This window comes from Actinophytocola oryzae (assembly GCF_004364325.1).
In the GTDB taxonomy this organism is placed as follows: Bacteria; Actinomycetota; Actinomycetes; order Mycobacteriales; family Pseudonocardiaceae; genus Actinophytocola; species Actinophytocola oryzae.
On the sequence record NZ_SOCP01000038.1, the window covers coordinates 23,231 to 30,728 of the forward strand.

The window sequence follows — 7,498 nt, forward strand, 5'->3', positions numbered from 1 at the left end:
CCAGTTCGTCGCTGGCTCTCGCTTTACCGAGGAAGAGACCGGACAACCCGATGGAACAGCAGACACAGGATCGCACAAATATCGTTACACGGCTACGTTTCACGCTCGACGACAGCACGACGGAGCTGGCGGTTCCCGGTGGGGTGCCGCTCGGTGACGTGCTGCCCGTCGTACTGGGCCGCTTCGGCACCGATGCCGTGGAACGGGGCGTCGACCACGAAGGGTGGGTGGTGCGCCGACCGGGTGGACCGGTCCTCGACGAGGAGCGGACACCGGCCGAGCTGGAGCTGACCGAGGACACGGTGCTGGAGCTGCACGCACGTGCGGAGAAGCTGGCGCCGATCGACTACGACGACGTCGTGGACGGCGTCGGGGAACAGGTCCGCGGCGACCGGGGCGGCTGGTCGCCGATGGCCACGAAGTCGATGCTGCTGGCCGGGTTCGTGGCGAGCATGCTCACCGGACTGGTGTTGCTGGTGTCCGGAGGCGGCGTCGTGCTGCCGGCCGCGGTGGCGGGCGGTGTGGGACTCGTCGTGATGGTGGGTGCCGCGCTCGCCGCGCGAGCCGCCGCGGACGCCGTAATGGGCACCGTGCTGGCCGGCGTCGCGACGGCACATGTCGCCGTGGCGTGCTGGCTTCTCGTGGCGGTCTCCGAACCGTCGCCGCCGTGGCAGTCGCGGCTCGTCGCCGCGGGGATCGGCGCGCTGGCCGCGTTGGGTGCCGGCCTGTTCGCGGTCGCGGACGGGGCCGCCCTGTTCGTCGGCGCCGGTGTCGCGGTGCTGCTCGTCACGATCGCCGCCGCGGTGGATGCCGCGACGACCTTCGGGACGTCGCGGACCGCCATGGCCGGGCTGGCCGTGGCACTGCTCGCCGGTTTCGCGATCCCCGCCGTGGCTTCGTTGCTGGCGGTAGTACCGATACCACTGCTACCGGTCGGCGTCCACCCGGTGTCCACATCGGACGGCGAGGATGTCGACGAAACCGCCGAGGACTCCGCCCAGGAGACCGGGAACAACCTGGTGGTGGACCGCGCGCACGCGGCGGCGGTGCACGCGTGTGCGTTGCATGTCGGGATCGGCCTTGCCTCAGCGGCGTTCCTGCTGGCGCTCTGGCCACCCGACATGGTCTCGATCGTGTGCTACGCGGTGTTCGCGGCCGTGGTCCTGTTGCGTGCCAGGTACCTGGGCGGCGCCGTGCCGAGATGGGTGGCGTCGGGGCTGTTCGGGTTCGCGGCGCTGTCCGCCGTGCTGGGGGCGACGTTCGCCCTGACGCACTGACGGGGGAAGACCCTAGCGTTCCACGCTGACAGTCCAATATGGTCCACCGCCCCGGATATCCGGTGTTCCATACAAGTGTCGAAACGACAGAGGAGGAAACAATGGCCCTGACCCAGATGGACCAGACGACGTTCGACCAGGTTATCCAGGGGCACAAGGACGTCCACCAGTTCATCACCGAACAGCGGACCTCGATCTCCAACGTGGTGGTCGACGCGTCGACGCAGAACAAGAACCAGATGGTCGACTCGCTGGTCAACGTGCACGCGGACTGGGACGAGAAGATGGGCCTCATCCTGGGGGACCTCGAGACCATGATCGGCAACCTCGAGACGACCAAGACCAAGATGATGCAGCAGGACGTGGACAACGTCATCCGCTGACGACACACGAGACCCACGATCCGATATCCGCGGGAAAGGTAGGCCCAGTAATGGTCAGAGATGATGGATTCATCCTGTACAACCACGACCTTCTGCACCAGACCGTGCAGGACATGTTCAACGCGAACACGCACATCACCGAGCAGATGCTCGACCTCGCGGGCCAGGTGCAGAAGAACAAGGAGTTCTTCCTCGGCGACACTTCCGAGTCGTACGGCCTGTGCTCGGACGACATCGCCGCGAAGCTCGAGGAGAGCACCGAGACTCTCCACCGTGTCGCGGGCAACGTGAAGGACGGCAGCGAAGAGCTGGAGCACCTCGACCACAACCTCGCGAAGCTGTTCTGACCTCCCGGGACGGGCGTGTGGGGTACACGCCCGTCCCGGGATCCACAGAGGATCGTCAAGGAGCTGCTGACATGACACAGACGAACATCGACCCGGACATGCTGCGCCAGTCCGCCGACCGGATCGACGGCATCATGACCTCGGACGTCATGAGGGCCTTCGACGACCTGGAGGACGGGGCGCCGACGTGTGGTGAGTTCCCGACGGCGACCTGGCTGCAGGGCCGCGTGTCCGACCGGATCCAGGCGCTCCGGCAGCAGGCGCAGGTGCTGAAGGTGACCTTCACCGACATCTGCGAGAGCCTGCACACGGTCGCCGACCGGCTGCAGAACACCGACGGCGACAACTCGGCCGAGGTCGACAAGGCGGTCGCCGACCTGAAGACCACCGTCGCCGACCACACCACGGCCATCGCGAACGGCGAGGACCCGACCTCCGAAGACGACACCGACGACACCGACGACACCGACGACACCGACGACACCGACGACACCGACGACACCGACGCCGACGCTGGTGACGACTCCGGCGACGGTGGTGACGACAGTGGTGACGACGACGTCGACGGCCAGGGTGACGCCTTCGACGACGGCGACGACGGCGACGGCTACGACGATGACGACGACGATGACGATGACGGCGACTCGAACTACGACTATTCCAACATGGGCTGACCACCCGAGCACGTAGACCGCCGGCTGAAACCGTTGTGAGGAAATGAGATATGGCTGACGACACTTCACTGGCCGGACAGGACCAGACCGCGTCGCCGTCCTGGGACGTCAACCAGTACGAGACCTGGCCGCAGCTCGACGGTGCCGTTGCCGACCTCACCCACAACGGTTCGGCATGGGCGGACCTCAGCCACAACGCGGCCGCGGAGCGGTGGTACGAGCTGTCCGACAAGCTGGCCGCCGCGGTCGACGCTCTCGGCGAGGTCAACGCCGCCTTCCAGACCGAGTACAACAACATCAAGGGGAACTTCGTCGGCGCGGCCGCGGACTCCTTCCTGGACTTCGCGAGCAGGATCTACAACCAGAGCGAGGAGATCTACGACTCCGCGAACGGCGGCGGCTTCGCCGCGACCGTCGGGAACGTCGGCCACGACATCCAGGGCTTCGCGCAGCAGTGGTGGGACCTCGTCAGGGCCGCGCACGACGCCGAGGCGTCCGTGGCGAAGAGCTACCAGGACGCCATCGACGCGGCCACCTCGGTCGACCAGGTCAACAGCCTGATAGCCGAGGCACAGGACGGCTACAACAACGTCGAGGTGGCGCTCTACGACTCGCTGCGGGAACAGCTCCGCGGCCTGCGCAGCCGCTTCGAGTCGCGCGGCGGCGACCTCTCGACGCTCACGCTCGGCGCCGCCGAGACAGCCGCGGACAGCAACCCGGTGGACACCAGGGTCCGTACCCCGGACGGCTCGACGGACTCCGGTGAGACGGAGAAGTACCGCGCGGGCGACGTGACGGAGGCCGACAAGAAACCCCTGACGGGCACGGACGGCCAGCCCCTCGACACCAAGGTGCGCACACCGGACGACGACCTGGAGTCCGGCGAGACCGAGAAGTACCGCGCGGGCGACGTGACGGAGGCCGGGCTGAAGCCCCAGACGGACGCGGACCTCGACACCTTGACCCGCACGCCCGACACCACCGATCCGTACGGCCTGGCGTCCGATCCGTACGCGGCCTCCAGCGATCCCTACGCGACGGGCACCACGTCCGACCCGGCCTACGACCAGCAACTCCAGGACGCGCAGGACGCCGCGAACGACGCGCTCGCCGGCGCCGGCACCGTCCCGAGCAGCGGCACGACCGGCTCGGGTGGCGGCACGTCGGGCACCGGTGCGGGCGGCGGCACGAGCGGTGGCGGAACCACCGGCAGCGGCACCGGAGGCGGCACCGGCGGTGCGACGGACCCCGGCGCGGGCGGCTCGACGCCGAGCACCGGCTCCTCCGGTTCGGGCGGCTCCGGCTCGTCCGAGGAGGAGGAGCGCAAGAAGGCCCTCGACGACGCCCGCAAGGCGGCGAACGACGCCATCGACAGCCTGTGCCCGCCCACCGACGACGGCTCGTCCCCGACGGACGACCTGACCGGTGGCGACACGCCCGCGACCGAGTCGACGGACCCGTCGAGCGGCACGGGCTCGTCCGAGGAGGAGGACCGCCAGAAGGCCCTGGACGACGCGCGGCAGGCGGCCAACGACGCGATCGACGGCCTCGCGGACTCCTCGACCGGTTCGTCCCTCGAGGACTACCTGAACGGGACGTCCGGCGACTCCGGCACGACACCGCAGAACGAGGCCATGGACGCGGTCGACAAGGCGATCGAGGGCCTGCCGGGCTACGGCGGCGACGACGCGTACGCGCAGGGCCTCCAGGACGCCAAGGACGCCGCGGACAGCGCGATCGCGGGTCTGCCCGGCTTCCAGTCCGGTGTGGACTCACTGGGTGGCGGCTCGTCGACACTGCCCGACCTGTCGAGCGGTGGCCCCGGTGGCGGTGGCCTGCCCGGCGGTGGCGGCGGTGGTGGCGGACTGCCCGGCGTCGACGTCCCGGGACCTGCGCCGCTCGACGGCGCCGTCGGCCCGCAGGGCGACGGGATCCTGGACACGGACCTGGCGAGCAAGGCAGGACTGGTCCCCGCGACCGGGTCCGGTGCTGTCACGGCCGGTGCACCGCTGACCGCCGGTCTCTCCGGCTCGCCCGTGATGCCCTCGGGCGCCGACGGGTCCATGGGTATGCCGATGGGTGGCATGCCCATGGGCGGTGGCATGGGTGGCATGGGCGGCGGCGGTATGGGGCAGCAGAAGGAGCGCGAGCCGGCGACCTGGCTGCAGGCCGAGGACGGCACGTGGCAGGACCACGAGGACGAGGAACCCCCGTCCGTGCTCGGCAGGAAGTAGGCGAGGCGTGGACGTCATCGGACGTACGGCGGACACCCCGGCGCCTCCCGCCGACCCCTCGCCGGACCTGCTCGACCTCGACCAGATCGTGGCGATGGTCGCCCCGGCCGACCCGCAGGGCTGGTACCGGCGGGCCGAGGGCTTCGACGAGGTCCACCGGCGGCTGCAGGACGTGTCGGACGAGTTCCGCAAGCAGGCGAAGGCCGTCGACGCCGCCTGGTACGGCGCCACCTCGGACGGCTACAGCTCGCGGGTCGAGCACATCGCGGTCACGGTGGACCACCTGTTGCGGGGGCCCGACTACGGGAGCCTGTTCCGGCGGGCCGGTGACGCTCTGGCCGCCGCCCAGCGGCGACTGAACGACCTGCGGCTGCAACGCGACCAGGACACCGGCGCGGACCCGGCACCATCCGACGAGCAGGCCAGGCAGATCTTCACCGACCTCGCGGCGGCCTACGAGGACGTCGGACAGACGATCGCCGGTGACCCGGCACTGCTCGCCGGAGCGCCGGCGCCCCCGGTCGTGACGTTGACCAGTACCGGTGTGGACCAACAAGGTCCGACGTTCGACGTCGACACCGGCTCCGACGCGGCGGCCACCGGACCCGGGTCGTTCACCGCCGCACCGGCCGGCGGATTCTTCACAGGCACACGTGTGGGCCCTGCCGTGGTGACGGGTGGCGGCTCACCGGCGCGACCGTTCGGCGCGGTGTTCGGCCGGGGAGCGCCTCCTGAGGCAGCCGGCATGGGCCCAGCGGCGGCGGGGCCACCGGCACGGCTCCGCGGCGGCGGGCCACCGGCGTGGGCGCCGATGGTGGCCGCGATGCCGCCGTCGATCGGCAGGCCGCAGACCCGGACGACCGACCCGTACGACGATCCCGTCGTGTCCACTGTGGACGCCGAGCGGCCGGGGGTCGCCCCGGACGAGATCCGGCTGGCCGAGCTGACCAGCGGACCGGCCCCGGACGTGCTGACGGAGACACTCTCGGCCGGGGCCGACGTGGCGCCGCAGGACGAGGCGGCAACGCGGACCACGACCGCGACCGCCGAGGTCACCGCGAGCGCCACCGCGGTGCCCGTGACGCCGGTGCCCGCACCGCCGGCTCCTGCCACACCACCAGCCGCGTCCCCAGCTTCCGCCGGGGTCGCCGGAGGCACGTCCATCCCGGTGTCGACCTCGCCGGCCGGGCGGGTGCCGGCGGCCCCGGTGCTGAGCGAGGGTCCCGTGGCGAGCCGGCCGCCGGTGTCGTCGGCTCCGCTGTCCGATCCGGTGCCGGGACGCACACCGGTGCCGCAGCAGCCGTCCGCGGCGGGTGTGCTCGCCAACTCCGGCGAGACCGTCGCGGCCCCCCGGCCGGCCGGCGCTGCCCCGGGCGCGGCGGAAGGCGGCGGCATGGGGGCGCCGATGGCTGGTGGCGGCGGACCGCTGCCGTCGACCCAGCAACGCGGGGGTGGCACGGCCAGGACGACCGCCGGCAGGGGACCGGCACCGGAGTCGCCCGCGTCGTGGGACGCGGAGGAGCACCCGTTCCCGGTACTCGGCCGCCGCAGGCGTGCCGCGCCTCCCGCCGGGACCGACGGGGAGCCACCGGCGCCGGTGCGCCCGCTGCCGCGACTGCCCATGGATTTCCTGTCGAGGAAGGAAGAAGACGATGACTGACCGCCCTTTCGATGCCAAGTCGGTGGCCGAGGCCACCGAAGCCGCGATGAAGGCGTTCGAACGTGAGAAGGACAAGCTGGCCAACCTGCGGCAGCAGCTGGCGGAGAGCGACGAGACCGTCCGGTCGAAGGACCGCTCGATCGCGATGACCTTCGACGTGCGGGGCGAGCTGGTCGGGATGAAGTTCCTCACCAACAAGTTCCGCTCGATGGCGCCCGCGGAGCTGGCCCACGCGATCGTGGAGACCGTCCAGACTGGACGCACCCAGTTCATGGAGAAGCTGGACGCACACCTGGGCGACTCGCTTCCCGGGGTGAAGATGTCCGAGATCGCCGCGGGGAAGGCCGACCTCCAGGCCGTCGCGGAGTCGTTGCTGGGTCCCATCTTCGGTGACATGAACGGGTTGTTCGACCAAGGGAAGCAGTCCACGAAGGACAAGGAGAGGTAGGCTGTCATGTCGATCACCGGTGCGGACATCCCCGGACTCATCGCCGCCGCTAGGCGCCTGTCGGACGACACGGACGCGCTTGGCGAGAACTTCGAGAAGCTGCGCGACATCCTGATGCAGCACTGGGGTTGCTGGGGCGATGACGAACAGGGCAAGCAGTTCGCGGACAACTACGTGCCGAACTGCGAGTCCTTCATGGACCAGGTGTCGTCGGCGATCGACGACCTGAAGGTCTCCGCCGCGGACGTGGGGTCGATCCCGGGTCAGCTCCAGGGCATGGACACGCAGAACGGGGAGAACGTCCGCAAGTAGTTCCCGGACGCTGATCGTTTTCACGACACGAGGAGGAGGGTGGGTTTGCTGTGACGGATCTACCCGAATCCTTGCAGAAGTTGTTGTTGGTGACGGTGGGGATGCCGTGGCCGGAGGGTGACGAGAAGGATCTCGAGGCGTCGTCGGACGGTTGGATGGCGTT

8 protein-coding genes are annotated in these 7,498 nt (G+C 70.1%); all 8 read left to right on the forward strand.

The features are described 5' to 3' along the window. The first annotated feature begins 50 nt into the window (after positions 1-50). The 8 genes from eccD to CLV71_RS47085 all read left to right on the forward strand — a co-directional run bounded on the left by eccD (position 51) and on the right by CLV71_RS47085 (position 7,335). Entirely contained in the window at positions 51-1,277 is a 1,227-nt protein-coding gene (gene eccD, locus CLV71_RS47050) for a type VII secretion integral membrane protein EccD (RefSeq protein ID WP_133909499.1), read from the forward strand. A gap of 101 nt (positions 1,278-1,378) precedes the next feature. After that, positions 1,379-1,660 carry a hypothetical protein gene (locus tag CLV71_RS47055; protein ID WP_133909500.1) on the forward strand — a complete coding sequence of 94 codons (282 nt, stop codon included), beginning with the start codon at positions 1,379-1,381 and terminating at the stop codon, positions 1,658-1,660. A 50-nt stretch (positions 1,661-1,710) separates the two neighbouring features. Further along, on the forward strand, positions 1,711-2,007 hold the full coding sequence (locus CLV71_RS47060) for a hypothetical protein (RefSeq protein WP_133909501.1): 297 nt from the start codon (positions 1,711-1,713) through the stop codon (positions 2,005-2,007). A 71-nt stretch (positions 2,008-2,078) separates the two neighbouring features. Beyond that, complete coding sequence (locus tag CLV71_RS48295; RefSeq protein ID WP_166664553.1) at positions 2,079-2,681, forward strand: hypothetical protein; 603 nt, start codon at positions 2,079-2,081, stop codon at positions 2,679-2,681. Positions 2,682-2,731: 50 nt separating this feature from the next. Further along, positions 2,732-4,915 (forward strand): hypothetical protein, encoded by a 2,184-nt coding sequence (locus CLV71_RS47070; protein WP_133909502.1) that lies wholly within the window; start codon positions 2,732-2,734, stop codon positions 4,913-4,915. A gap of 7 nt (positions 4,916-4,922) precedes the next feature. Beyond that, entirely contained in the window at positions 4,923-6,575 is a 1,653-nt protein-coding gene (locus CLV71_RS50375) for a hypothetical protein (protein WP_133909503.1), read from the forward strand. Then, on the forward strand, positions 6,568-7,023 hold the full coding sequence (locus tag CLV71_RS47080; RefSeq protein WP_133909504.1) for a YbaB/EbfC family DNA-binding protein: 456 nt from the start codon (positions 6,568-6,570) through the stop codon (positions 7,021-7,023). Before CLV71_RS50375 ends, CLV71_RS47080 begins: the two co-directional genes overlap by 8 nt. A gap of 6 nt (positions 7,024-7,029) precedes the next feature. Further along, positions 7,030-7,335 (forward strand): hypothetical protein, encoded by a 306-nt coding sequence (locus CLV71_RS47085; protein ID WP_133909505.1) that lies wholly within the window; start codon positions 7,030-7,032, stop codon positions 7,333-7,335. The last annotated feature ends 163 nt before the right edge of the window (positions 7,336-7,498 follow it).